At 57.6% G+C, this 24,611-nt stretch carries 19 protein-coding genes; 10 read left to right on the plus strand and 9 right to left on the minus strand.

All coding sequences use genetic code 11. The features are described 5' to 3' along the window. Positions 1 to 3 precede the first annotated feature (3 nt). Positions 4 to 1,977, minus strand: coding sequence for a tetratricopeptide repeat-containing sensor histidine kinase (locus WJU22_RS20400; protein ID WP_341840018.1), 1,974 nt, complete (start codon positions 1,975 to 1,977; stop codon positions 4 to 6). Positions 1,978 to 2,241: 264 nt separating this feature from the next. Continuing rightward, the gene (locus WJU22_RS20405; protein ID WP_341840019.1) at positions 2,242 to 3,006 is read right to left on the minus strand and encodes a DeoR/GlpR family DNA-binding transcription regulator; all 765 of its coding nucleotides are present in this window, start codon (positions 3,004 to 3,006) and stop codon (positions 2,242 to 2,244) included. A gap of 226 nt (positions 3,007 to 3,232) precedes the next feature. On the opposite strand from WJU22_RS20405, the gene WJU22_RS20410 reads away from it, so the two are divergent. The 7 genes from WJU22_RS20410 (at position 3,233) to WJU22_RS20440 (ending at position 10,375) form a co-directional block, all read left to right on the plus strand. Continuing rightward, positions 3,233 to 4,489: an MFS transporter gene (locus tag WJU22_RS20410; protein WP_341840020.1), complete on the plus strand. Its 1,257-nt coding sequence runs from the start codon at positions 3,233 to 3,235 to the stop codon at positions 4,487 to 4,489. 1 nt (position 4,490) lies between these two features. Then, a complete protein-coding gene (locus WJU22_RS20415; protein WP_341840021.1) occupies positions 4,491 to 5,498 on the plus strand; it encodes an NAD(P)-dependent oxidoreductase in 1,008 nt (335 codons plus the stop codon). Then, complete coding sequence (locus WJU22_RS20420; protein ID WP_341840022.1) at positions 5,491 to 6,936, plus strand: FGGY-family carbohydrate kinase; 1,446 nt, start codon at positions 5,491 to 5,493, stop codon at positions 6,934 to 6,936. The genes WJU22_RS20415 and WJU22_RS20420 overlap by 8 nt, the downstream gene beginning before the upstream one ends. 27 nt (positions 6,937 to 6,963) lie before the next feature. Continuing rightward, the gene (locus WJU22_RS20425; protein ID WP_341840023.1) at positions 6,964 to 8,379 is read left to right on the plus strand and encodes an FGGY-family carbohydrate kinase; all 1,416 of its coding nucleotides are present in this window, start codon (positions 6,964 to 6,966) and stop codon (positions 8,377 to 8,379) included. Further along, positions 8,372 to 8,968: a histidine phosphatase family protein gene (locus tag WJU22_RS20430; RefSeq protein WP_341840024.1), complete on the plus strand. Its 597-nt coding sequence runs from the start codon at positions 8,372 to 8,374 to the stop codon at positions 8,966 to 8,968. The genes WJU22_RS20425 and WJU22_RS20430 overlap by 8 nt, the downstream gene beginning before the upstream one ends. A gap of 4 nt (positions 8,969 to 8,972) precedes the next feature. Then, on the plus strand, positions 8,973 to 9,896 hold the full coding sequence (locus tag WJU22_RS20435; protein WP_341840025.1) for a glycerophosphodiester phosphodiesterase family protein: 924 nt from the start codon (positions 8,973 to 8,975) through the stop codon (positions 9,894 to 9,896). Positions 9,897 to 10,012: 116 nt separating this feature from the next. Beyond that, entirely contained in the window at positions 10,013 to 10,375 is a 363-nt protein-coding gene (locus tag WJU22_RS20440; RefSeq protein WP_341840026.1) for a DUF1304 domain-containing protein, read from the plus strand. On the opposite strand, the gene WJU22_RS20445 is transcribed toward WJU22_RS20440, so the two are convergent. From WJU22_RS20445 to WJU22_RS20455, 3 genes are all read right to left on the minus strand, one after another. Continuing rightward, positions 10,352 to 11,632, minus strand: coding sequence for a DUF5690 family protein (locus tag WJU22_RS20445; protein WP_341840027.1), 1,281 nt, complete (start codon positions 11,630 to 11,632; stop codon positions 10,352 to 10,354). The two genes, WJU22_RS20440 and WJU22_RS20445, sit on opposite strands and share 24 nt — an antisense overlap. 92 nt (positions 11,633 to 11,724) lie before the next feature. Beyond that, on the minus strand, positions 11,725 to 14,061 hold the full coding sequence (locus tag WJU22_RS20450; RefSeq protein WP_341840028.1) for a family 10 glycosylhydrolase: 2,337 nt from the start codon (positions 14,059 to 14,061) through the stop codon (positions 11,725 to 11,727). A gap of 304 nt (positions 14,062 to 14,365) precedes the next feature. After that, positions 14,366 to 15,028 carry a hypothetical protein gene (locus WJU22_RS20455; protein WP_341840029.1) on the minus strand — a complete coding sequence of 221 codons (663 nt, stop codon included), beginning with the start codon at positions 15,026 to 15,028 and terminating at the stop codon, positions 14,366 to 14,368. Positions 15,029 to 15,202: 174 nt separating this feature from the next. On the opposite strand from WJU22_RS20455, the gene WJU22_RS20460 reads away from it, so the two are divergent. The 3 genes from WJU22_RS20460 to WJU22_RS20470 all read left to right on the plus strand — a co-directional run bounded on the left by WJU22_RS20460 (position 15,203) and on the right by WJU22_RS20470 (position 17,460). Then, positions 15,203 to 15,556 carry a hypothetical protein gene (locus WJU22_RS20460; protein WP_341840030.1) on the plus strand — a complete coding sequence of 118 codons (354 nt, stop codon included), beginning with the start codon at positions 15,203 to 15,205 and terminating at the stop codon, positions 15,554 to 15,556. An 11-nt stretch (positions 15,557 to 15,567) separates the two neighbouring features. Next, positions 15,568 to 15,975: a hypothetical protein gene (locus tag WJU22_RS20465; RefSeq protein WP_341840031.1), complete on the plus strand. Its 408-nt coding sequence runs from the start codon at positions 15,568 to 15,570 to the stop codon at positions 15,973 to 15,975. Between the two features lie 222 nt (positions 15,976 to 16,197). Beyond that, complete coding sequence (locus tag WJU22_RS20470) at positions 16,198 to 17,460, plus strand: DEAD/DEAH box helicase (protein WP_341840032.1); 1,263 nt, start codon at positions 16,198 to 16,200, stop codon at positions 17,458 to 17,460. A gap of 47 nt (positions 17,461 to 17,507) precedes the next feature. On the opposite strand, the gene WJU22_RS20475 is transcribed toward WJU22_RS20470, so the two are convergent. The 4 genes from WJU22_RS20475 to WJU22_RS20490 are packed head-to-tail and all read right to left on the minus strand — an operon-like array spanning position 17,508 to position 24,596. Beyond that, positions 17,508 to 19,118, minus strand: coding sequence for an IPT/TIG domain-containing protein (locus WJU22_RS20475; RefSeq protein WP_341840033.1), 1,611 nt, complete (start codon positions 19,116 to 19,118; stop codon positions 17,508 to 17,510). 7 nt (positions 19,119 to 19,125) lie between these two features. Then, complete coding sequence (locus tag WJU22_RS20480; protein ID WP_341840034.1) at positions 19,126 to 19,827, minus strand: hypothetical protein; 702 nt, start codon at positions 19,825 to 19,827, stop codon at positions 19,126 to 19,128. 20 nt (positions 19,828 to 19,847) lie between these two features. Then, positions 19,848 to 21,344, minus strand: a complete 1,497-nt coding sequence (locus tag WJU22_RS20485; RefSeq protein ID WP_341840035.1) for a RagB/SusD family nutrient uptake outer membrane protein — start codon at positions 21,342 to 21,344, stop codon at positions 19,848 to 19,850. Between the two features lie 18 nt (positions 21,345 to 21,362). Further along, positions 21,363 to 24,596, minus strand: coding sequence for a SusC/RagA family TonB-linked outer membrane protein (locus WJU22_RS20490; RefSeq protein ID WP_341840036.1), 3,234 nt, complete (start codon positions 24,594 to 24,596; stop codon positions 21,363 to 21,365). Positions 24,597 to 24,611: the final 15 nt, after the last annotated feature.

Consider the following 24,611-nt stretch of genomic DNA (forward strand, 5'->3'; position numbering starts at 1 on the left):
ACGTTATGATATTTTTTCGATGGCAGCTGTTGCGGGAACGGGAAACTGAAGGTTGATGGATGTACCGGATTCGGAGGAACCCACATCCATCGTTCCGCGGAAAGCCTCTACCCGCGCGTGGATGGCGAACATCCCGATACCGTCTCCCTGTTTATCGTTCATCCCTTTCCCGTCGTCTTCCACCGTCAATGAAAATACTTCCGGCGAAAACGACAGCTGAACGATCACCTGCGTAGCCTGTGCGTGTTTGAAAACATTGTTCAGCAGTTCCTGGAAGGTGCGGAAGATCATCAGTTCGAAATCGATATCGAACCGCGCGGGCTCGCCGTACGAAAGGAATTCCACGCCCAGTTGCTCGCTCCGGCCTACTTTTTCGCAATAGTCGCGGATGGCGGAATGGATGCCTTCGAGGTGGAGGGTTTTGGGCATGAGGTTGTGGGATGTTTCGCGGATTTCGGAAACGGCGTCGTTGAGCAGGCCGATCGTGTCTTTGTATGCGGGCGAGCCGGTCAGGTCGCGGTACTGGTTTTCGAGGGAAGCGAGGTACAGTTTTACGCCAGAAAGGATGGAGCCCGCCCCGTCGTGGAGGTTCCTGGCGATGCGGGCGCGCTCTTTCTCTTCGGCTTCCATCGCGGCCTGCACTTTTTCCAGTTCAGCTTCGCGTTCCATCGTCAGCAATTTCTGCGCGGCGAGCAGCTGTTTCTGGCGGATGTGGAGCATATATGCGCCGCCGCCCACGATGAGCAGCAGCACGATGCCCGAAAGCGCGTAGATGCCCGCGTTCCGGTTGCGGATCTCGAGCTGTTTGCGGGCGAGGTTGCGCTCCTGCTGCGCCAGCTGGAGATCTTTTTCCGCCGTGCGGTATTGGGTTTCCATTTCATTGATCGATTGCTCGACCTGGAGGTTTTGCATGCTATCGCGATAGGTATTGAATTTATCGAACGCATCCACCGACTCCTCCCGCAAACCCAGCATGATATTCACTTTGGTGAGCACGCGGTATTGCTTTTCGAGCAAATCCAGCTTCCCCAGTTCCAGGGCGATCTTCGTCGACTTCCCAAAATACGCGCGCGATGTGGCGTACTGTTGCTGCAGGTAATACATCCTGGCCATCACGGCGTACATGACGCTCATGTATTGTTTGCTGACGGGTTGCAGCGCGGTAATGGCTTCCGCCTGCCGGAGGAAATGGGAAGCGGAATCATAGTTCGCTTTCGAGACGTACATTTCCCCGATGCCGAGGCGCGCATAAAATTTCCCCAGGGGGAAGTTGGATCTGTCGCTCAGCGATATCGCCTCGAGGAAGTACGGGATGGGCTCCGGGTATTCCAGCCGGGAACCCATGTTGATGAGGCTGCGCACGAGGTTCGGGGTATCGCTGGCCGTGCGGTAGCCGGCGATCGCTTTCCTCCGGTATTCCTTCGATTTTTCGTCTTGCTCCAGTTGCGTGAACGCGATGGCGAGATTGTTATAGGTGCTGGATTTGGCGGTTGGATTATCCGTTTTTGAATAGAGATCGAGGGCGTACATATAGGCTTTCACGGCGGAATCGGGCGGGCCGGTCTGCAGGAAAGTGCTGCCGGCGCTCGTGGCAGCTCTGCCGGCCAGTTCGAAACTGTCGACCGCGAGGGCGAGCCGGAGCGACCCGCGGTAATATTCGCGGGCGAGCAAAAAATCGGTATCGGATACTGCATTCCCTTTTCCCAAAAGGCTCATGCTGATTGCCCAGGTGTCTTTGGCCGCGAGGCTCATCCGCCAGGCGGAATCATACATTTTCGATGCGGAATCGGGAATCGATTCGGCGATGGCTTTTGCGGAGCGAAGTAATGTGCGGATAGCCGCGGTATCGGCGGAAGGGACGGCCGTTATCGTTTCCGGCGCAGGGCGAACAGGTTGCCGGCAGGCATGCGCGCACATAACGAGCAATATGACGGCCGGCAGCGACCGAAAGCTGAATGAAGAGAGGATGCGGAACATACGGGTGTTCTATAAAAGGTTGATACGAATGATACAATTGGTCGCACACCCGTTCCCTTTCCCGGACATATGCTGCTCACGCACAGCGGATCTGCCCCGGATGGTTTCCGGAATGCGCCCGACTGCTCTGTAAAAAAACCAGGAATATGCTGCTAATATGCGCCGATGGCCGGTTTGAACGGCATACGAAGTTTCGCTGAGTAAACTGCGCACTTTTCGAATTGCGTAAATGTACTCAACTTTTTAATTAACCGGCAAAAAAAATCAGGGGGCGAGGATGACTTTCACGCCGCGGTCCTGCAACATCTGCACGGTGGCGCTGTCTACCTGGTTATCGGTAATGATGAAATCCACCTGTTCGAGGCTGCAGATGCGGCCTATGCCCCGGCGGTCGAATTTAGAGCTGTCTGCCATTACGACCACGGTTTGGGCAAGACCGATCATTTTCATGTTGAGGCTGGCTTCGGCGAGGTTGGTGATGGAAAGGCCGAATTCGGGATCGATGCCGTCTACGCCGACGAAGAGGACGCCGCAGGAGATATCGTCGAGCAGCCGTTCGGCGAAGGAGCCGGCGGCGGCAGACGAGCTTTGGTGGATGAGGCCGCCGATCTGGAGCACGTCTACGTTCGGGCGGTTGCAGAGCTCGAGGGCTACTTTGAGTGCGGGGGTGATGACGGTGATGTGTTTGGACGGGTGGAGGATGCGGGCCAGTTCGAAGACGGTGGTGCCGGAGCCGATGATGATGGAATCGTTATGGCCGATGAGCTCCATGGCGGCGCGGGCGATCTTCTTCTTTTCCTCCATGCGGATGAATTCCTTCTCGTTGATGGGGCGCTCGATGGCGTAGGGGTTTTGGGTGGAGCCGCCGCCTTTGGTGCGGAAGAGGAGTTTCTTTTCTTCCAGCAGCTTGAGGTCTTTGCGGATGGTAACGCCAGATACCTGCAGCCTTTCGCTCAGTTCCTGGATATCTACTTTCCCTTTCTCCTGCAGCTCCTGGAGTATCAATTGGTGCCTTTCCGTGATGTTCATATGCGTGGGGCTTTCTGAATGTTAAATTATCTTTCATCAAATGTACATTCTTTAGGACGATTTCCCTAATAGCCGTTATTATTTTCATGTTAACCATTGATTTGCAAGGAGAAATGGATTTTTCATCACTACTTAATTTTAATTTAATTTTGTTTAATTAAGTTTAATTTTTACTTTTAGGAACTTTCAATCCGGTTCCATTTTATTCCACGAAACAACTGATACCATGCGTATTATAGAAAAAGCAGGCATTCCCTCCCAACTCATCTGGGGTTATCTCGGCGTGATGATCTTCATGATGGGCGATGGCATCGAACAGGGATGGCTGAGCCCTTACCTTGTAGACCACGGCATGACCGTTCAGCAATCCGCCACCCTATTCACCGTATACGGCATCACCATCGCCATTTCCGCCTGGTTTTCCGGCGTACTGGCCGAGGGTTACGGCGTCCGCCGCACCATGGCGCTCGGCCTGCTCCTTTATTGCCTCGGCACCGTGGGCTTCGTCGGCTTCGGCATGCCGAAGCTCAATGTACCGGTCATGCTCCTCACCTACGCCCTTCGCGGGTTCGGGTACCCGCTGTTCGCGTACTCCTTCCTCGTGTGGATCGCGTACAGTAGTCCACAGCAACAGCTCGGCCGCGCCGTGGGCTGGTTCTGGTTCGTATTCACCGGCGGGCTCAACGTGCTCGGGGCTTACTATTCCAGCTGGGCCATCACCCGGTTCGGGCATCTCAATACTTTATGGACTTCCCTGTTCTGGGCGCTCCTCGGCGCCGTGCTCGCCCTGCTGCTGAACCGCAGCAAACCGGCAAGGCAACCGGCCGGCGGCTCCAAAATGGAGGAACTGGTGAAAGGATTGACGATCGTCCGCGAAGAACCGAAAGTCCTGCTGGGCGGCATCGTCCGCATCATCAACACCACCGCGCAATTCGCCTTCCCCGTGTTCCTGCCCATGTACATGGCGCGGCACGGCTTCGATACAACGGAGTGGCTGACGATCTGGGGCACCATCTTCACGGCCAACATCATCTTCAACCTCATTTTCGGTTTCGTCGGCGATCATTTCGGCTGGAGAAATACCATCATGTGGTTCGGCGGCGTCGGCTGCGCCCTTAGCACACTCCTTTTTTATTACGCACCGCAGATCTGGGAAGGCAGCTACTGGGCCGTGATGACGGCCGGCATCATCTGGGGCGCGCTGCTGGCGGGGTACGTACCGCTCACCGCGCTCGTCCCTTCGCTGGTGAAGAAAGACAAAGGCGCCGCCATGGCGATCCTCAACCTGGGCGCAGGGCTCCCGGTGTTTGTGGGGCCGGCCATCGTAGGGCTGTTCATCGGCACCGTCGGCGAAGAGGGCGTCATCTGGATACTGGCGGTACTATATGTGATCAGCGCCATCATCGCGCGGTTCATCACCCTTCCCAACAACGCCAAAACCCTCCATCAAACGCAACCCGAAGCAACCATACAACCGATATAAAATGCGCATTTTAATTACAGCTCCTTACCATCAGCAAGGCATCCAGGCGATAGCACAACTTTTCGGCGAAACCGTGTACCGGTCGTGGAAACCCAACGGCCGCGCCTGGAACGAAGCGGAACTGATCTCGATGCTGGCGGAAACCAAAGCAGACGCGCTCATCACGGAACACGACGGCGTCACCGCCAAAGTGATCGAATCTTTCCCGCACCTGCAATTCATCGGCGTTTGCCGCGGCACGCCAAGCAATGTGGCCGTAGCCACCGCAACGGCGCACGGCATCCCCGTGTTCTTCACGCCCGCGCGCAACGCGCAGGCCGTGGCCGAAATGTTCATATCCAACGTCATCATGCTGCTGCGCAATACCATCCCGGGCATCGACTGGCTGAAAGGCCGCAACTGGCAAGCCGGGGCGCATGATTCCTATCTCCATTTCAAAGGCAACGAGCTCGCCGGGAGGACCGTGGGGATGGTAGGATTCGGCGCCATCGGGCAACTGATCGCCGGCATGATCCGAAACTACCCCTGCAACATCCGGTTTTACGATCCGTACGTCACGGAGCACGACCCGGCTTACGTGAAATGCACGATCGAAGAACTCTTCGCTACCAGCGACGTTGTGTCCGTTCACCTGCCCGTTACGGAGGAAACGAAAAACATGATCGACGGCCGCCTGTTGACATTGATGAAAAAAGACGCCATTTTTGTGAATACAGCCCGTGCTGCGGTGGTGAAGCGGGAAGACCTGCTCGCCGCCCTCGAGGCCCGCGCGATCCGCGGTGCGGTGCTGGACGTGTTCGACCACGAACCGCCCGATGAAACGGATTACCGGATCATCGACCAGCCGCACGTGATCGCCACGCCGCACATCGCCGGCGCAACTTTCGAGGTGGAAGACCACCACGTCGCCATCATGAACAACGCACTAACACAATGGTTCGCCAACGGAAACCGCCAGGTACGAGAACTGGCGAACCGCCAAATACTGCCAACTCCCGTCAATGGATAAACAACCCGCATACATCATAGCAGACATCGGCACCGGCAACGTGCGCGTGGCCATCGCAACGCCCGGCGGCGAAGTGCTCGGCGTTTCCCGCGAAGACATCCGGTACGAAAAAGACCCGCTGTACCCAGACGCCCTGCAGTTCGACCCGGGCGCGCTCTGGGAACAGATCCTCCGCCTGGCGAAGCAATCGCTCGCAGCGGCGCCCCAGGCCGAGATCCGCGCCATCACGGCCACCAGCCAGCGCGAAGGCATCGTTTTGCTCGACGCGGACGGTAAATCGCTCACGGGCCTTCCCAACATCGACCACCGTGGCCGCGAATGGGAACACATCATTACCGATAAAAGCCGCGTCTACCAACTGACCGGCCGCTATCCCACATCGCTGTTTTCCGCGCTCAAACTGGTGGGCATCCGCGAAAGGAAACCCGAAATCTGGTCGCAAACGGCATCGTTCCTCAGTATTTCCGACTGGGTGGAATACCAGTTCTCCGGCGTCGCCAAATACGAACATTCCCAGGCTTCGGAAACGCTGCTATTCGACGTAGAGCGGAAGGAATGGAGTGATGGGCTTTGCAGCATTTTCGGATTAAGCCCTTCCCTCCTGCCGGAATTACGGGCATCTGCGAGCGTTTTGGGCGAAGTAAAAAAGGAAGTGGCGAAGGAATTGAACATCGCGCCTTCGGCGATCGTGGTTGCCGGCGGCGGAGACACCCAGCTGGCCATCAAGAGCACGCGGCCGGCGGTAGACGATATGGTCATCGTATCGGGCACCACCACCCCCATCGTGAAGCTCACGGGCGGCTATACACTCGATGCCGAAGAACGCACCTGGACGAGCAGAGACATCGTGCCGGGGCGCTTCGTCTTCGAAGCCAACGCCGGTGTAACGGGACTGAACTATCAGCGACTGAAAGAAATCTTCTATCCCAACGAAGGCTACGACGTCATCGAAAAGGAACTCGCCGAAAACCGGCACACCTTCTGCATGGCGAGCCTCGGTTCGCTGCTGGCAGACGAGGAAGTGTCGCTCACCCGCGGCGGCTTCATCTTCCCCGCGCCCGTTTCGCACCTGCTCACCCGCGGCAGCTTCGTTTGGGCCACGATGGTAGACATCGCCTGTTCCATCGTGAAAAACTACAAAATACTCGCCGAAGTGGCCGGCCATCATCCCGATTACATCTGGGGTTGCGGAGGCGGCCTGCAAAGCCTCACCCTCCGCCAGCTCATCGCCAACCTCACCGGTAAAAAAGTGCAGATGCGCAGGGGCTTCCAGCAATCGTCTGCCGTGGGCGGCGCGCTCATCTGCAATGAAGCGCTGGGGATCGACGGGCGGATGGACGACACCATCGAAACGGTGAACCCGCAAGACGAGGCGCATTACGCCGGCATCTATGCGGAATGGGAAAAAACGCGGGATTATTTCAGGAACATGAACTGATCTCCGCGGTACAACAGCAAACAATTCATGGAACATACTTTTATCGGACTGGACGTGGGCACCCAGGGCGCCAGGGCCATCCTCGCCGATGCGCATGGCCGGGTGCTGGCGTCTTTCAGCGAGCCCTTCGCACTGAGCGCCGCATCGCGGGAAGAACAATCCCCCGAACAATGGTGGGAAGCCTGCGAACGGCTGCTCTCACAAATCCTCCAACAGCCGGAAGCTGCATCGTTGCGCGCTATCGGCGTCACGAGCACTTCCGGCACCGTGATCCCCGTAGACGAAGCCGGCACCCCGCTCCACCCGGCCATTATGTACAGCGACGGGCGGCAGGCCGAAACCGGCCAACGCTGCAAAGCCCTCGCCCAAAAATACCACCCGCAGGGATACACGGCGTTCAATACCACCAGCGGATTGCCGAAAATGGTCTGGTTCGCGGAACAATTCCCCGAAAAGGCGCGCCGGATCCACAAATTCATCCATGCCGCCGATTTCATCACCGGCAAACTCACCGGCAATTTCAACGTCACCGATTTTACCAATGTGTTAAAATCCGGTTACGACGTAGCAAACGAACGCTGGCCGGAATATATTTGGGGCCATTTGCCCATCCGCCGGGAATGGCTGCAGGAGGTGATCCCCTCCGGAACGCCCGTCGGCAGCGTAACCGCCCACATCGCCCGTATGCCCGCAAACGTGCTGGTAACGGCGGGCATGACAGACGGATGCGCTTCGCAGATCGCTTCGGGCGCGGTAACGCCCGGCGCCTGGAACACCACGATCGGCACCACCCTCGTCGTGAAAGGCGTGACGGAAAAACCGGTACCCGACCCGCTCGGCCGTTTGTACAACCACCGCCATCCGCAAGGTTTCTGGATGCCGGGAGGTGCCAGCAACACGGGGGCCGACTGGATATCAAAACACTTCCCCGGCAACCTGGACGCGCTCAACGAAGCCGCCGCCGCCATGGTGCCCACCGGCAAATTGTACTGGCCGCTGGAACAACCGGGCGAACGCTTCCCTTTCGTAGCGCCGCAGGCGAAAGCTTTCGAAACGCCGGGGCTGGAAGGTGCGGAGAAATTCGCGGCCGGGATGGAAGGCGTCGCCTACATCGAAAAAATGGCGTATGAACTGATCGAACAGCTGTCCGGCGAAACGGTGAAAGCCGTGTACACCGCCGGTGGCGCCAGCAACAGCCATGTGTGGCTGCGCATCAGGGCTTGCGTGCTGGGCGTGCCCGTGCATAAAATGCAGGAAGTGAGCGGGGCCGCGGGAGCCGCCATCCTCGCTGCTTCGCAGACGCATTACGGCAGCATCAGCGAAGCAGCGGCAGCCATGACACACATCGACAAAACCATGTTGCCCGAACCCGGCCTGCAAGGCGCCTACGCCGAAGGGTACCGGTCGTTCAGGGAAAAACTGAAAGAAAAAGGATATGCTTAACGTTTATTTGCTCCGGCACGGACAAACGGCCTGGAACGCAGACAACAACCGGTATTGCGGCCGGACAGACATTCCGCTCACCGCCAAAGGCATCCAGCAGGCGGAAGCCGTTCGGGAACAGCTGAAAGGCATCGAATTCGACGGCGTGTATTCCTCGCCGTTAGAGCGCGCGTTCATGACGGCGAATATCGCTTCGGGGGCTTATGTCAAAAAAGACGAACGGTTGATAGAGGCGGATTTCGGGGGATGGGAACACAAAACCAAAGAGGAATTCATTGCCGAAGCGCCGGAACACTGGCACCGCTGGATGGAAGACCCCTACGCCCACCGTGCCGGCGGATCGGGCGAAAGCGGCCGGGAGATCGTGGAGCGGGTAGACGCCTTCTTCACCGACGTCCACCGCAAACACCCCGCAGGCAATATCCTCGTGGCCGCCCACAACGGCGTCAACCGCCTGTTCCTCGCATATAAACTGGGCATGCCCCTGCGCAATTACCGCATGCTCGTCCAGGAAAACGCTTCCGTCACCATGTTCACCCTCGACGCCGGTGGCGGTTTCACTTTACAACACCTAAATGCCAAATTCTGATCCCATGAAACGAATCCTCATCGGCAGCGCATTGCTTTGCTGCACCATCACCGGCTTCGCCCAATCGGGCCTGCATGTGCTGAAAATCAGGAATGCAAAAGACCTCCGTTCCTTCTTCCGGTTCACCGGTAACGATATCCCCTTCATCTCCGGCCACCGTGGCGGCGTCAACAAAGGCTTCCCGGAAAACAGCATCGAGGCGTTCGAAAACACCCTCCGCCATACGCCCGCCACGTTCGAGATCGATCCGAGGCTCACCAAAGACAGCGCCATCGTGCTCATGCACGACGCCACCCTCAACCGCACCACCAACGGTACCGGCAAAGTGGGCGACTACACACTCGCAGAGCTGAAAAAAATGCGCCTGAAAGATGTAGACGGCAACCTGACCGATTTCCAGATCCCCACGCTGGAAGAAGCCATCAAATGGGCGCGCGGCAAAACCGTCCTCATCCTCGATAAAAAAGACGTGCCGTTCGAAATGACGGCCGACATTATTCGTAGAAACAAAGCCGAAGGCCACGTCATGGTGACCGTCCACACCGCGAAAGAAGCGAAATGGTACCACAGCCGCAACCCGAAAATCGTGTTCGAAGCCTTTGTGAAAACGCAAAAGGCGCTGGAAGAATACGAACAGGAAAACATCCCCTGGACGCACATCATGGCCTATGTTGGCCCGGATAACAAGCCGGAGCTCAAGCCGCTCTACGAAAATCTCAACAAACGCGGGGTCATGTGCATGATTTCCACGGCGCCTACGTACGACAAACTCCCCGATGCCGCGGAGCGCACAAAAGCGTACCAGGCCATCATCAAAGACGGCGCCAGCCTCATCGAGGCAGACCGCTCGCTGGAAGCCGGTGAAGCCATCCTGCCCCTCATTCCGGCCAAAAGCCCGAAAAAGAAATTCTTCTCCATTACGAAATAGTGAGTATTACCAGTAACGTGTATGACGGCCGGTCCTTTTGCCAGGACCGGCTTTTTTATGGAAGGGAATTGAACAATGCGGTGATAAATTGGGTAAATTGAAGGAAAAGCATCCCCATGTCAATCGTTATCCTCGTTCTCATTGCGCTCATCGCCATCGAGCACCTGTACATCCTCTGGCTGGAAATGTTCGCGTGGACTACGCGGGCGCCGAAAGTGTTCCGGCAGATACCCAAAGAAATGTTCGAGCCTACGAAAGCGCTGGCCGCCAACCAGGGCTTGTACAATGGATTCCTGGCGGCGGGGCTCATCTGGTGCCTCTGCATAGGAGACCCGGCCTGGCAGCAGCATGTGGCGGTATTTTTCCTGGTTTGCGTGGCGGTGGCGGGAATATATGGGGCGGTAACGGCAACCCGGCGCATCTTTTTCGTGCAGGCGCTTCCTGCGCTGGTTACCTTACTGCTGATCTGGCTGCTGTAACAGCGGCGCGCTTTTCCGGTACTTTCTCCGGAACCAGTACATCGCCGCTACGGTACCTGCAAGGCCCGTGACGCCGGCGATCTTCACAAGCCCGGTATAGAACTCCAACCAGTTCAGCTGCAACTGGAAAACGGATTTGGCGAGCATCACGCCTACGCTGCCCAGGTACCCGAAAGCGTCCGCGATATAGATGAGGAAACCCACGTTCCCCGTAAACCGGAAAGCGGCGATGAAACGATCGAACAGCAGGCTATTGAACGGAATATACACCATGTAAAGCCCCAGGCCCGCCAGGAGCATCCAGGCATACATGCCCAGGTGGCCGGCGGAGAACAGCATGGCCCCGCAAAGCGTTAGGGCGAATCCCGCGAGCATGATCCACTGCGTAACAATGAACGCCCTGAAATTATGGTTCAGCCAGCTCATAGCCGCGATCAATACCAAAATGATGAGCGAGATCAGGCTTTCCGTTCCCGCGAAAACACCCGGCTGAAATGGTTCACCGGACGCGCGCCACATGTCGGCCATGAAGCTGTCGCGCACTTCGCGCAGGATCGTTACGAGAATGTAGATCACCACCAGCAGCGCGATCCCCGGCCAGAAGCGCCGCAGCAGTCCGCGCCGCTCCGCCGCAGACATCGGCAGCCTTTCCATCCGCTGTTTCCTGTCGGCAGGCCCGGGCGGAGGGATTTTTTCCAGCAGCAGCACGAACACGATCAATACCGGCATGAACACGCATCCCACCACGAACGGCATCCCGTATTCGCTCACGCCCCATCCTTCCATCACCCACTGCGCCACGCTCTTCGCCAGGCCGGAAGCGAAAATGAAGCTCACGGCCAATGCCGCGCTGATCATGTCTGTGGTACGCCGCCCTTCGATATACGAAAATACGACGCCCCACAGCATCCCCAGCGGAAACCCGTTGAGGAACAGGCACCACCAGTTATGCGGCGGCGGCACCACGGCAAAAAGCGCCCAGGCCAGCCAGGCAACGCCCGTCAAACCCAGGATGAGCCAATGCCGGTTTTTTCGCTGCATCGCGGCAATGAAACGGATTCCGTAAAATTTGCTGAGCATATACCCGAACACCTGCGATACGACCAGCACCGTCTTGTAATCCATCCCCCAAAGCGCATATCCCCCGAAAGCCCCAACGTTAAAGGCTTTCCGGAAACTGAAGATGGCGGTGTAGGCGCAAAAGGCGGTAACGGCCGCAAAGGCCGCCACACCCAGCTCGCGGCGGGAAAATTGCATGTACGGAATATACGCTGAATTACCGGAAATGAAAACAGGGCCGCCAGCTGGCAGCCCTGTCGGGTAAAAAGATCCGGATGTATTTACCATTTCTAATGCCCCAGCTTGATCACTTTCATGACCTGGCGCACGTTCACCTGGATAATTTCGATGTAATAAACGCCCGGCTGGTAATTGCCGCCCAGCGTTACGGAACTGTTCGGCGCCAGGCCCTGCCTTGTTTCCACCAGCTGGCCCGCATTGTTGTACACGCGGATGTTGATAGGTTGCTGGTTTTTACTGATCAGCATAAGCACGAACTGATGGAACGTGGGATTGGGCAGCACCGTGGCCGCCAGCCCGTCGCCATGCGTCCAGGGCTTGTTGCCCGGTACGAGCACATGCGTGGTCTGTACGCTCGATTTGCCGGCAGTATCTGTAGCCGTCACCGTTATCGTATATACGCGTCCGTTACCTAACGGGTTCCGTTGGGCGCGGAGCTTCACGGTATTGTCGTTCACGATCTCGATGTCGGGACTGCCGCTGTCGGGCTCGTTGCTGGTGACTGTCACGGTCCGCTGAACAGGACTGCAATCCGTCACCGAATAACCCAGCGAAACCGTCACCATCTTGTTGTTCGGCGTATTGAGCAGCGCCGGCGACGGTGTGATGTCGGAAATAACCGGCGCCAGCGTGTCTTTCATCCAGATGGCGAAAGAAGCCGTATCCGATTTGCCGCCGGCGTTCGTGGCGATGAGGTGTACGTAATCATCGTGCCGGACGCGACTGCCGGGAACGGGGTATTGGGTGATGGTCACGCCTTCGGCAGGTTCTACCGTTGCAGAATCGCGGTAATCCGGCAGGGAAGCGCCGCAATCCGGATCACCGGTCAGCCACTGGTTCCCCGGGCCCTGCAGCGTGGGCGCCAGGTTGGCCGCCAGCGCCGAGCGCGGACTTTCGTTATGATAGCGGTCCAGCGCCGTCACGGCATAATAGTACGTGACGCCGGGCAGCGCCGAAGTATCGGTATAAGCGATGGAATCCATGGGTGTTACAGCCAGCAGCTGGCCCATGTCGCCGGTGTCGATCGCGGGCGTGGTGGAGCGGTATACTGCGAACTGGCGGGCCCGGTTCAACTGGTCTTGCGGATCGCCGTTGTGCCACCAGATGAGGCGCACATCGTCTCCCGCCTGTTCGGCATATAAACCGAAAGGCGCGGCCGGAGCGATGCTGTCCCGCCATTTCATGGCCGGCAGCAGCGCGGGTTTCGCGTACATGAAAAGGCGCAGCGAATCGCGGAAACCTTTCCTGGTGTTCACCCGCATGCTCGTGGTGTTGTATACCGACTGGCCATACACGTTGGCATGGCTGCGGTTCATGCGTATCTGCCGCGGGATCTGGGTGGAATCCGTCCATCCCGCACCGGCGGCGGCATCCCCCATTTTGTACCCGGCGATGCCGATGTAGATATGCCGGCCGTTGGCCTGGTTGTTCCACCAGGGCACGATCACACCGTAATTGGCGCCCGGCTGTCCGATCCACCAATATACCTGCGGCATGATGTAATCTACCCAACCTTCCTGCAGCCAGCGTTTCGTGTCGGCGTACAGCGTGGTGTAATGTTCCAGCCCGGAAGTGGGCGAACCGATGTCGGGATTGGTGCTGTTTCGGTAGATGCCGGACGGGCTCACGCCGAATTTTACCCAGGGCTTGATGGTCCTGACGCTGTCGTACACCCGCTGGATGAGCAGGTTGACGTTATCCCTCCGCCAGTCGTTTTTCACGGTGAACCCGCGCGGATAATCCGCGAAAGTGGCGGAATCGTTGTAGGGCGCCGTGCCGGCGGGTGCGTTGGGGGGATAGAAGTAATCGTCGAAATGGATACCGTCCACATCATAACGGTGGAGGATATCCGAGATCACGGCGGAGATGTGGTCGCGCACGGGCGGCAGGCCGGGATCGAGGACGCGTAGCGTGCCCTGGCTGAGGAGCCATTCCGGGTGCGTTTTGGCGACGTGGGAATTGGCGAAGCCCGGGAGGTTGTTGGAATTGCCGACGGCGCGGTAGGGATTGATCCAGGCGTGGAATTCCATGCCCCGTCTGTGGCATTCCTCGATGGCGAAGGCCAGCGGGTCCCAGGGCGTGGAGGGCGGTGCGCCCTGCGTTCCGGTGACGTCGGCAGACCAGGGCTCCAGATCGCTGGGGTACAGCGCGTCGCACTGGCTGCGCACCTGCACGTAGAGGGCGTTGAGGCCCGTGGCGCGGTGATGGTCGGCGATGGCGATGAAGGCGGCCCTTTGCTGGGCGGGCGTTTGCGTCTTGTTCGGCCAATCGATGTTCAGATAAGTGGCTACCCAGGCGCCGCGAAGTTCACGTTTCGGGGGCGACTGCGCCAGGGTTACGGCCGGGAAAAGGCTGCAAAGCAGCAGGGTTCGTAAAATTCCAGGCATACAGGGGTGTTTTGGTTGACGAAAAGCGGTTTTCTTCCTATAAGAGCGATTGATGATCTCAAACCGTTATGCCGTTCCAAAAAAAGGCCGCCCCGGGAAAGGGCGGCCACTGCGGTATGTAACCTGCAGCCATCGTGCTCTGTTTCTTCGGTTTTTCAGGCGGCACCATAGCAGCCGAGCGATGAAATTCCGCCACGGGCCGCACATTGGATATGGCCATTTGTAACCTCTCCGTATGTACTCCCTGTCCTGGGAAGATTTGGACCCGAATCCGGCGTTTCGCCGGGACGGGTGAACTGTTTTTTTAAGGCAATGCCGCGATCTTCTTTGCCAGCGAAGCTTCCAGCGTATGCCCGCTGGTTACCTCCCAGATGGCTTGCTGGGCGATGGCGAGGCTGTGCACATCTGCCAGGGATTTATCTTCCAGCGTCATGAGCAGGGCTTGCAGGTCGAAATTGCCTGCCACCGGGCCGAAGCGGTAAGGCCCCTCGGGGCCGGGATGTACGATAGATTCATTGAGTCCGAAAAGGTCGAGGTGCAACCAGGGTGCGGCACCTGCGGGCAGCACGAGGGTGACGGGGCGTGCCAGGAGCGCATCGTTGGCGCGGTCTGCCCGGTGGCGGAATACGAGGCCCGCCGGGAGCACGACCTTCACGGGCGCTGCGGTGTGGTTGCGGAGGCGGAAGCGCAGCCGAACTATGCAGCCGTCGCCGTAGCGTTGAACGGTTTGGGCGCTTTCGCAGGAGCATTCCAGGGTGTTGTGCCCTTTCATAGTGCCCTGGTCGAGGGAAACGCCGGCAGGCAGGCGGAAGGCCTGGCCTTCGATATGTAGTGGCCGGGAAGCCGGTCGGGCGATGGGGGCTTGCGGGGCCGGGGGCTGCTTCGTCCGGCCAGAACGCTTGCCTGCAGCGGTTGCCAGCAGGATGAGCGGCACGATGGTAAGGAATAGCAGGGTTAACTTTTTCATGATCTTGTTTTTGTCGCCGCAAAGATATCCCACTCACCCGTTCCGGCACCTACGCGAAACGGAGCAAAACCTACGGAAAACGGATTTCCATCCACCGGTTAAATATTTTTCTTTCAATATGTTTTGAAAGTTCAAAACTTACTTATACCTTTGACCTATCAAAAGCAAGCCAATATGAATACGATGGCATACTTCGTTTACGGCTGCATCACCGGCCTCATTACCTTCAAAGTAGGATGGATATTTTTCCGCAACGGCCGCGCCTTTATCCTGCACCTCCTGCACGGCAATACGACGTTAACGGACGCCATCAACCGCCTCCTCCTCACCGGGTACTACCTTCTCAACCTCGGCTACGCCGCGCTGATGATCAGCACCTGGGACCGCGTGGAAAACTGGACGGGCCTGCTGGCCAGCGTTACGGTCATGACCGGGCGCATCGTGCTCACCCTGGCGCTCGTCCATTATGGCAACATGGCCGCTATCTATTATTTCAGCAAGAAACATACAACGATACCTCATTCCTAAATGCACTCATCATGACCACCACATTTCACTTCCTCGCCTATCTCGTATACCTGCCCGCCGTTATTTTCCTGACCTGGTTCGTAGCGCACACGCTCTTCCGCAACAGCCGCGTGTTCATGCTCGACATCTTCAACGGGAAAACGGACATCGCCCTGGCCACCAACAAATTATTCGAAACGGGCTTCTACCTGCTCAACCTCGGCTGCGCGTTCTACATCATGACCATCGCCAGCGAGGTGCCCGACCGGCAGACCATGTTGGAAGTGCTGAGCACCAAGCTGGGCGGCTTCTGCATCTATCTCGGCATCATGCTCTTTTTCAACCTGTACCTCTTTTTCCGCGGGCGCCGGATCAGCAAACAGCGCGCACATAATGCGCAGATACTGGCCGGCATGCGCCAGACGCCGCCCGCACCCTGACCGGCCCATTCATCCCTTTACCCAGCCGGAAGTCCGCCCAGCGCGGCTTCCGGCTTTTGTTTCCGGGCAAATGCATGATTATGGCCGATTTAATGATGAATCGTGCCCGCAGTGCCGGATAAATCCTTATCTTTACATATTACCTATATTTAAAAAAGCATATATACATTGTATTTTCACGAATTTGATTTTGACGATGATCTGTTGGATGGTATAGATGCGATGGGATATAAAACCGCTACACCGGTACAGGAACAAGTTATCCCCGTCATTTTATCCGGTCGGGACCTGATCGCTTCCGCGCAAACCGGCACCGGCAAAACGGCAGCCTTCCTGCTCCCCACCATTCAGAATATCCTCACTCATACGAAAGACGACCACCAGATCAATTCCATGATCATCGTTCCCACCCGGGAACTGGCCGTCCAGATCGCCCAGGCGCTGGAAGGGATGTCTTACTTCACGAACATCAGCTCCATTGCCGTTTATGGCGGGGGCGACGGCGCATCGTTCGCCATCGAGAAGAAAGCGCTTTCCCACGGTGCGGATATCGTTATCTGCACGCCCGGCCGCATGATCGCCCACCTCAACATGGGGTATGTAAAACTGAAGGGACTGAAATATCTCATCCTCGACGAGGCAGACCGCATGCTCGACATGGGTTTCCACGACGATATCGAGAAGATCATCTCCTTCCTTCCGAAAGACCGCCAGACGCTGCTTTTTTCCGCCACCATGCCGGACAAAATGCGCAAACTGGCGCTCAAGATCCTCCAGGACCCCATCCAGGTGAACATTGCCATCTCCAAACCGCCGGAGCGCATCAAACAGGAAGCGTTCGTGGTGTTCGATGAGCAGAAAGTTCCCCTGGTCAAACATATCCTCGACAGCCGCAAAAAGGAAAGCGTGATCGTATTCTGCTCCCGCAAGCAGAACGTGAAAACGCTCACCGCCGTGCTCAGCCGCGCCAAGTACGCCGTGGAAGAAATCCACTCCGACCTGGAGCAGGACAAGCGCGAGCAGGCCCTCCTGAACTTCAAGAACGGCAAGTCGAACATCCTCGTGGCAACAGACATCCTCAGCCGCGGGATCGATATCGAAGACATTGACCTGGTGATCAACTACGACGTGCCGAACGACGGCGAGGATTACATCCACCGCATCGGTCGTACCGCGCGTGCCGCAACAGACGGTACCGCCTACACGTTCATCAGCCCGAAAGAGCAGGGCCGCTTCTCCCGCATCGAAGAGTTGCTGGGCGCGCCCGTAGCCAAGACCACCGTTCCCCCGGAACTGGGCCCCGTACCGGAATACTCCCCCAAAACCCGCAGATCGGGTGGCGGCGGCGGAGGCAACCGTGGCGGCAGCCATCGCAGCGGCGGGAAAGGTAAGCCCCGCAGCGGCAATAGCGGCGGCGGCGGTGGAAACGGCAGCAGCGGCAACAAACGAAGAAATAATCGTCCCAAACAACAGAAAAAGCCATAAGACAGAAGTCTTATGGCTTTTTTCTTTATCGTCCTTTTTCGAAAACCCTACTGGAATTTCAGCTTCACGATCCGGTTGGCCATCCGGTTGTCGAACACATCGAAGTTGCCCACCAGAATCACCGAATTCTCCCCTTTCACATTCATGATATCCATCACCGTACCATCGTCTGACGCCGTTGCGTAGCGCAGGCCGCCGATGGCGTTGTAGGTGGGATGGATAGAACCGTCGGCATTGAGCACGATGAAGTTGTTGCGCTGGAGGTTGTTGAATTTCCGGAACGTACCCGTGAGGATGATCACGCCATTGGGCAGTACGCCGATCTGGTCGATCTTGGTGCCGTCCGGCCCCGCGCCCACGCTGAACGTGGGGTCTACGGCGCCATCGGCCGTGAGCCGCACCACGCGGTTGGCGCCCGTACCGTTGAACCGGGTAAAGCCCCCCGCCACAATGATCTTCCCGTCTTGCTGCACGAACAGGTCATAAATGAGCAGATCCGCACCGGAACCGGGGTTGAACGAGTTGTCCAGCGTACCGTCCGCATTGATCCGCGCGATGCGCGGCGCCGGCTGGCCCTTGTAGGTCGTGAAGTTCCCCGCGATGAGGACCTTCCCGTCGGGCAGCAGGTGCGATTTATAGATACGCCCGTTCACCGTGGGCAACCCACGATGCTGGGCAAGGTCGTAGTTCCAGGAAGAATCCAGTTCGCCGTTGGGATGCAGCTTGATGATATGCTGCACGAACGTGGAGTCCAGGTGCATGGAATCCACTCCCGAAGTAGCCACCAGGTTGAAGTTGGGCCGTACGTAATACCTGAAATCGCCTACCAGGAGCATTTTCCCGTCGGGCAGCAGGTGCAGGTTGTTCACCACGCCCCGCACGCCGCCTGCCAGTGAAGAGGCGATGGCCGTGTTCTGCGACGGCAGTTCGATGATGGTGGAATCGATCATCCCCCCGAAACCCAACCGTGCAATACTGAACACGTTCTGCGTACGGGCGTACCGGTTAAAGCTCCCCGCTACGAGGAACTTCTGTTCGTCGGGCAGGTAAACGCCGGAGTAGACATCGCCCTGCGGACCGGTTTGCCAGCCGTATTCCCAGGCGTTGTCGAGCGAGCCGTCGTTGAGGAGGCGCGCCATGCGGTTCACGCCGCCGGGCTTGTTGACGTTGTCGTAGTTATTGAAACGGCCGGCGATGATGTACTTGTTGTCATTTCCCGGGAAAATAGCGGTGATGAGCGCACTGGCGCCGCCTTTCGTGGCGAAGGTGGTATCTACCACCAATCCGCCGAACACCTGGAAGAAAGGCCCGAAATAGAATTCGTCGCCCACTTTCACGTTAATGGCACCGGTGCTGGCCATGGCGGGGATGCGCACGCGCACGGCGGAATCCGTAGTTTCGAGGATTTCGGCTTTTTCGCCGTTGAAAAGCACTTCGAGTTTGTCTTTGTTCTTGAGGAAACCCGTGCCGCGAACGAGCACTTCATCGTTCACGAACCCTTTCGCCGGGTTAACGGAATTTTCCGCGAAGGTGATGGAAGGCAGGATGGGATCGCCATAAGGGTTCTTCCCGCTGCTGTTTACCGTTTCCCTGGTACAAGCCGCCAGCAGCGCGATCATCGCCAGGGCGAGCAGCTGTTTGTGTATGCAGATTTTCATGTTTGCGTTATTCTTTGGTCCTTAAATAATCGAGCGCCACCCGCCTGAATTCCGCGCCGCGGAAACCGAGCGTATGCAGATAACTCAATGCATGTATCACGCCGTTGCGCGGCTGGATGTCGGAAGATGCTACGCGGATGTAGCTGTTCTTCCGGAAATCCACCGGGTCGAACGTTACATCTGTCAGCTGGATGATCCTGGCGCCCACGGCTTCCACACCGCGGTAGTTCGTGTATTCCAGGCCGATGTTGAGGATGTACCCGTTCAGCATGATGTAGTTGATGCCGGGGAAAGCGCGGATATTGTCGCGCTGCACCCGCGGGAATGCGCTTGCGAGCCGCTTTCCGGTGAGGATGTACATGCTGATGAACTGTTTCCAGACTTCGGGCCCGATATCGTCGAGGGTCACGGAATCTTCCTGGTTGGCGAAGCGCTGGGCGTTGAGATCGTCCATCGCCGCTTTGATGGCATCGTCGGTGAAGGCGAAGAAAGTGATCGTGTCTTTGACGAACATGTCTTTCATGCCGGCCAGGTCGATGATATGTTTAACGCTGTCGAAATACAGTGTTTTTTCGGTCAGGTAATCGTATATGGTGCCGTCGTATATCGGGTTGGCGAGGCCACCGTCTTTATAGTACTCCTTCTTGCAGGAGGTGAACAGCATGCAGCCGGCTACCAGGAGCAACATGCAGGTGATCGTTTTTTTCATAATCATCTGGTTTGGGTAGGTTATTGGGCCCAAAAGGCTGTTTGCGTGATCTTGGGATTTCTGCGCATGGCGGATATGGGGATGGGCCACGTCCAGGCGCCGCGTTCGTACTGGTCTTGCGTGAGAGCGTTCTCGCACTGCGAAAAATCGGTCACACGGCCGGTGCGCACGAGGTCGTACCAGCGGTGGCCTTCGCCCCAGAGCTCGCGCGTCCTTTCCAGGAAAATGGCGTCTTTCAGCGCCGGTCCTTCCAGGCCGATCACTTCGGATGCCTGTGCGCGGCGGCGGATTTCGTTCAGCAGTTCGCGCGCGTCGCCGTCCTGCCCGATATTGGCCAGCGCCTCGGCGCGGAGCAGCATGAGCCCGGAGTACCGGAAGATGATCATATTGGCGTCGTACCGGCGTGCCACGGGGTCGGAAATGCTGGAGAACTTCAGGAACATCTGCGACTGGGGGTTCACGGAATTGTACGGGTCATCGAACCAGAGGTCGAACCGCTTGTCGGATTCCCCGGGCGGATACAGGATGTCCATATACTCGCGCTTCACGGTGATTTCGCTGCCGAGGCCGCCGTAGAGGGTCGACGAAGAAGCGATGACCGGCTGGTGCAGCACCCATTGCGAGATGAAGTTGCCGGTTACGTTGCCGTAGTTCACGTCCATGGAAATTTCCCAGATGCCTTCTTCGGAACGGCCTTTGAAAATGGTATGGAAAAGCTCTTCCTCGTATGGCAGGAGCTTGTAGATGTTGAGGTCCATCACTTCCTTGCAAACCGCTGCCGCACTGCGGTTCAGCTCGGTGGCCCTCCCCTTGTCGAACCCTGCCTGCCACATGTACATATGGGCCATGAGGGTAAGCGCGGCGCCTTTGGTGGCGCGAACGGCGCGGTAGGTAGGATCGTTGTAGGAAACGGGCAACACGTCGGCCGCCTTCCGCAGATCTATAATGCAGGAATCGAGGATCTTCACATGGTCCGTTTTCGGTTTCATCTCGATGTCGTACGGCGAAAACTGGAAAGGCACGCTGCCGTAGCTCTGTACGAGGCAATAATAGTCGTAGGCGCGGACGAACCGGGCTTCCCCTACCAGCTGCGCCTTTTCGGATTCGGAAATCTGCGTACCGTCCATCGCGCTGATGCGGGCCACGGCGAGGTTGGCCGCGGCGATGGATTTGTACCAGACGTCCCAGCCTTCGCGCGGCGCCTGGGCGCCGTCGGTTGTCCCGATGAGCGGGCTGCGCAGATCGTTTTGGGCGATGGCGCGGAAATTGGTTTTATTCCAGAAGTCGTAATTCCCCGGTCTGAAATCCCCGTAATTATACTGGATGCAGCGGGTAAACTGGTCGCGCAGCAGCGAATACGCCGCATTCACGCCCATCTGCGCGTCTGTCGCGTTCCGCCAGTAATCGGCCCCTGTGAAACTGTCGTTGGGCTTTACGTCCAGGAAATTCTTGCAGGAGCTCAATCCGGCCCCCGCCATCAATCCTGCCACACACCCTATAGTTAACCACTTTTTCATTGTCTTGCTTTTTCTACGTTAAAACTCGGCTGTGAAACCCGCGGTGTAAGTACGTGCGGAGGGATAGCCATTGATATTGTCGCGGCCCAGCTGGCTCACGTTTTCCGGGTTCGGGCCGGAATAGGGCGAGAAGATGGCGACGTTGAACGCTGTGGCATAAGCGCGCAGCGAGCGCAGCTTCAGGCGTTTCATGAAGTTGAAATCGCGGAAAGTGTACGCCAGCGTCACCTGGTTCAGCTTGAAATACGAACCGTCTTCTTCCCAAAGCGTCTGGTCGGCGCGAAAAGGCTGGATCTGCCCGTTCCTCCACACATAGTAAATGTTGGGGTATTTGGACATGTCGCCCGACTTCTGCCAGTAATCGATCAGGTCGAGGTCGTAGATGTTGACGGACCCGCCGCCAGGGCCGGTATATTCCGTATTGGCCGGTTGCGTCAGCTTCATGAGGCGCGACGTCATCGCCGTGTTCAGGATCGTGCGTTTCAGCAGGTAGGAAGCGAACACGTTGAGCGAAAAGTTTTTATAGCTCCAGGTAGAACTGATACCGCCGGTCACCATCGGCTCGGGATTCCCGGAGAGCACGTTATCGTCGCGGTCGTCGAGGAAATAATCGCCGTTGACGTCTTTCCAGCGGGGATCACCGGCCTGGAAGTACGTAACACCGTTGCCACGGCCGGTTTTGTAGCGAACGCCGCGGATGGGGTCTACCGGCACGTCGGTGTTGCTCTGGTAAATGCCTTCCGTCTGGTAGATGTAGTTGCTGAAGGGGTTACGGCCCACTTTACGCGCCAGGTCGATGTAGAACGGACCGCCGTCGTCGAACCTCGCCATCTGGAGCCCTGCGGGCAGCTTGGTGAGCACGCTCCGCGCGATGGCGCCGTTGAAGTTGAGGTTCCATTGGAATCCGCCCGCTTTGCTGGACACGAACGGCCGGAGGCCCAACACGAATTCATGCCCGTAGTTCACGATCGCGCCGCCGTTCACCTGGATATCGTTGTAACCGGTGATATCCGACAGGCGCTGGTCTTGCAGGATGTTGTAAGACTCCTTGAAATAGGTGTCATACGTCACCGAAACGCGCCCCTTGAACAGGCTCATCTCGAACCCGAAATTGTACTGGTAAGCCTTTTCGGACTGCAGGAAAGGGTTCGGCATCTTACCCCAGTCGGGCCCGATGGCCGGCATGTTGTTGTAATCGGAATAGATGGAATAATAGCCGAGCGAGTTCACGCGCGTGGAGGCCGGGCGACTGTTAATCCCGTAAGAACCGCGAACGGAACCGTAGTCGATGAAATTCATCTCCTTGAAAACAGGCTCTTTGGTAAAGTTGTAACGCACGCCCACAGAAGGGTTGATGGCGTAGCGGCTCTTGGTGCCGGAAGCGGAGTTGCCGTCTGCGCGGTATGAGAAATCGACGTTGTATTTCGTGCGGAAGTTATAGGAGATCACCCCGGCGAAAGACAGTGCGTGATAGGTGGCGCTGTTGAGCGTACCGTTGGTGTTCCAGCCATCCGCGTTGTTCCAGGGGTTGCCCGGATAGAAACGGGGGCTGTAGCCGCGGGGGCCCCAATAGTAATCGCTCGGGCCGTTGCGCAGGTCGCGGACGTGCGTTTCCAGCTCCTTGATATTGGCCTCGGTGAAGGCGGTCACCAGGAGGTTATGCGCCATTTCGCTGTTGGCGGGATTGGTGGTGAAGTTGTATGCCAGTCCATTGCGGGTGTTCAGCTCCCCGCGGCGGGAAATATAGCCGTACACCATGGTCTGGTTGTTGTTGCTGAACGCCTGGTTGAAGCGGTCGCGCGTGTCGGTCGTATAGTCGTACGAGGTAGCCGAAGTAAGGCGGAGGCCCTTGAGCAGCTCGTAGTCTACGCTCAGGTACGAGCGGATGTTCATCGTGTTATTGTCGTCCACGTTTTCGATGTAGGCTCTCAGTTCCGGGAAGTCCAGAAAGTGCGAAGGCCCGGGCAGCAGGGAGCTGGAGAAGGCGCTGCCGGCACCGTTGCCGGTGAGGCCGCCGCCGTTGCCGCGCTGTTTCTGCCCGAGGGCGGCAAACAGCTGGCCGCTGATGCGCAAACGCTCGTTGGGCTGCAGGTTCAGTTGCAGGTTGGCCGTATAGCGGTTGAAGCCGGTGTTCTTGATAACGCCCTGGTACATCTGGTACCCCATGTTCGCCTTGTAGTTCATCTTCGCGTTACCGCCGCTGATCTGCAGGTTGTGGTTGGAGTTGAAGGTTTTCTGATAGAAGAGCCCCTGCCAGTCGGTACTGTTATTGTAGAAGCCGTTCAAGCTGTCGGTAATGAACTGCGCGTTGGCAAACTGCAGCTTGGCCAGGAAGTCGTACTCGCTGTAGTTCAGGATGGTATACGTCCGGAAGTCGCGCTCCAGCTGTCCACCCCAAACCGGGCGCAGTTGCGGCGGCGTGTTCATGAACACGGAGTTGTTGAAGTTGATGATGGGAACGGGGGAATTGCCACGCCGCGTGGTGATCACGATCACGCCGTTGGCCCCGCGGGAACCATAAAGCGATGCGGCCTGCGCGTCTTTGAAGATCTCGATAGACTCGATGTCTTCCGGCGGCAGCAGCGAAAGCGGGCCGGTAGCCGCGCCGGGCTGTAACATCGACTGGTCGATACCGCCGTCGTACTCCACCGGCACGTTGTCGATCACGAGCAGTGGGTTGGAGCTGGACAGGAAGGCTTCGTCGCCGCTGCCGGTCACGTTCAGCTGCGAGATGCCGCGGATGTTGATGGTGCCGCCGAAGCCGGGAGCGCCGCTGATGTTCTGGATGTTCATCCCGGCCACCTTGCCCTGGAGCAATTGTTCCAGGTTGGTAACAGGCACGTCCTGGATGTCTTTATGGCTGACCATCGATACCGCACCGGTCACCGTTTCCTTGGTCCGCTTCTGGTACCCCACGATCACGGATTCTTTCAGGAATTTCTCCGCCGGCGCCATTTGCAGGTTCAGCTCGGCTTTGGTGACTTTGATGGCCTTGTCTTCGTATCCGATGAACCGGAACAGCAAGGTTTTGTTCATTTCGATGGTAACGGAGTAATTACCGTTGGGATCGGTTACGGCGATGCCTTTCTTCAGATCGGCGTCTACGATGCTGACACCGGGAATGCCGGCGTGCGATTGCGCATCCGTCACTCTCCCCTTCACCGTGATCCGCTGCTGCGCCCGGGCCGTTACGCCGGCGAAAAGCAGTACGATCATGCAGAGCGCCACCACTTTCGGGTATATATTTCGCATATCAGTTTCTTTTTT

Source organism: Chitinophaga caseinilytica, from assembly GCF_038396765.1.
Classification (GTDB): domain Bacteria; phylum Bacteroidota; class Bacteroidia; order Chitinophagales; family Chitinophagaceae; genus Chitinophaga; species Chitinophaga caseinilytica.

What these genes read in the sequence shown, in the direction of transcription:
- WJU22_RS20435 (WP_341840025.1), top strand. Translation starts at nt 8,973, where the DNA reads ATGAAACGAATCCTCATCGGCAGCGCATTGCTTTGCTGCACCATCACC.
- WJU22_RS20415 (WP_341840021.1), top strand. Translation starts at nt 4,491, where the DNA reads ATGCGCATTTTAATTACAGCTCCTTACCATCAGCAAGGCATCCAGGCG.
- WJU22_RS20455 (WP_341840029.1), bottom strand. Translation starts at nt 15,028, where the DNA reads ATGAAAAAGTTAACCCTGCTATTCCTTACCATCGTGCCGCTCATCCTG.
- WJU22_RS20425 (WP_341840023.1), top strand. Translation starts at nt 6,964, where the DNA reads ATGGAACATACTTTTATCGGACTGGACGTGGGCACCCAGGGCGCCAGG.
- WJU22_RS20460 (WP_341840030.1), top strand. Translation starts at nt 15,203, where the DNA reads ATGAATACGATGGCATACTTCGTTTACGGCTGCATCACCGGCCTCATT.
- WJU22_RS20490 (WP_341840036.1), bottom strand. Translation starts at nt 24,596, where the DNA reads ATGCGAAATATATACCCGAAAGTGGTGGCGCTCTGCATGATCGTACTG.
- WJU22_RS20410 (WP_341840020.1), top strand. Translation starts at nt 3,233, where the DNA reads ATGCGTATTATAGAAAAAGCAGGCATTCCCTCCCAACTCATCTGGGGT.
- WJU22_RS20430 (WP_341840024.1), top strand. Translation starts at nt 8,372, where the DNA reads ATGCTTAACGTTTATTTGCTCCGGCACGGACAAACGGCCTGGAACGCA.
- WJU22_RS20470 (WP_341840032.1), top strand. Translation starts at nt 16,198, where the DNA reads ATGGGATATAAAACCGCTACACCGGTACAGGAACAAGTTATCCCCGTC.
- WJU22_RS20465 (WP_341840031.1), top strand. Translation starts at nt 15,568, where the DNA reads ATGACCACCACATTTCACTTCCTCGCCTATCTCGTATACCTGCCCGCC.
- WJU22_RS20445 (WP_341840027.1), bottom strand. Translation starts at nt 11,632, where the DNA reads ATGCAATTTTCCCGCCGCGAGCTGGGTGTGGCGGCCTTTGCGGCCGTT.
- WJU22_RS20400 (WP_341840018.1), bottom strand. Translation starts at nt 1,977, where the DNA reads ATGTTCCGCATCCTCTCTTCATTCAGCTTTCGGTCGCTGCCGGCCGTC.
- WJU22_RS20480 (WP_341840034.1), bottom strand. Translation starts at nt 19,827, where the DNA reads ATGAAAAAAACGATCACCTGCATGTTGCTCCTGGTAGCCGGCTGCATG.
- WJU22_RS20405 (WP_341840019.1), bottom strand. Translation starts at nt 3,006, where the DNA reads ATGAACATCACGGAAAGGCACCAATTGATACTCCAGGAGCTGCAGGAG.
- WJU22_RS20485 (WP_341840035.1), bottom strand. Translation starts at nt 21,344, where the DNA reads ATGAAAAAGTGGTTAACTATAGGGTGTGTGGCAGGATTGATGGCGGGG.
- WJU22_RS20420 (WP_341840022.1), top strand. Translation starts at nt 5,491, where the DNA reads ATGGATAAACAACCCGCATACATCATAGCAGACATCGGCACCGGCAAC.
- WJU22_RS20475 (WP_341840033.1), bottom strand. Translation starts at nt 19,118, where the DNA reads ATGAAAATCTGCATACACAAACAGCTGCTCGCCCTGGCGATGATCGCG.
- WJU22_RS20450 (WP_341840028.1), bottom strand. Translation starts at nt 14,061, where the DNA reads ATGCCTGGAATTTTACGAACCCTGCTGCTTTGCAGCCTTTTCCCGGCC.
- WJU22_RS20440 (WP_341840026.1), top strand. Translation starts at nt 10,013, where the DNA reads ATGTCAATCGTTATCCTCGTTCTCATTGCGCTCATCGCCATCGAGCAC.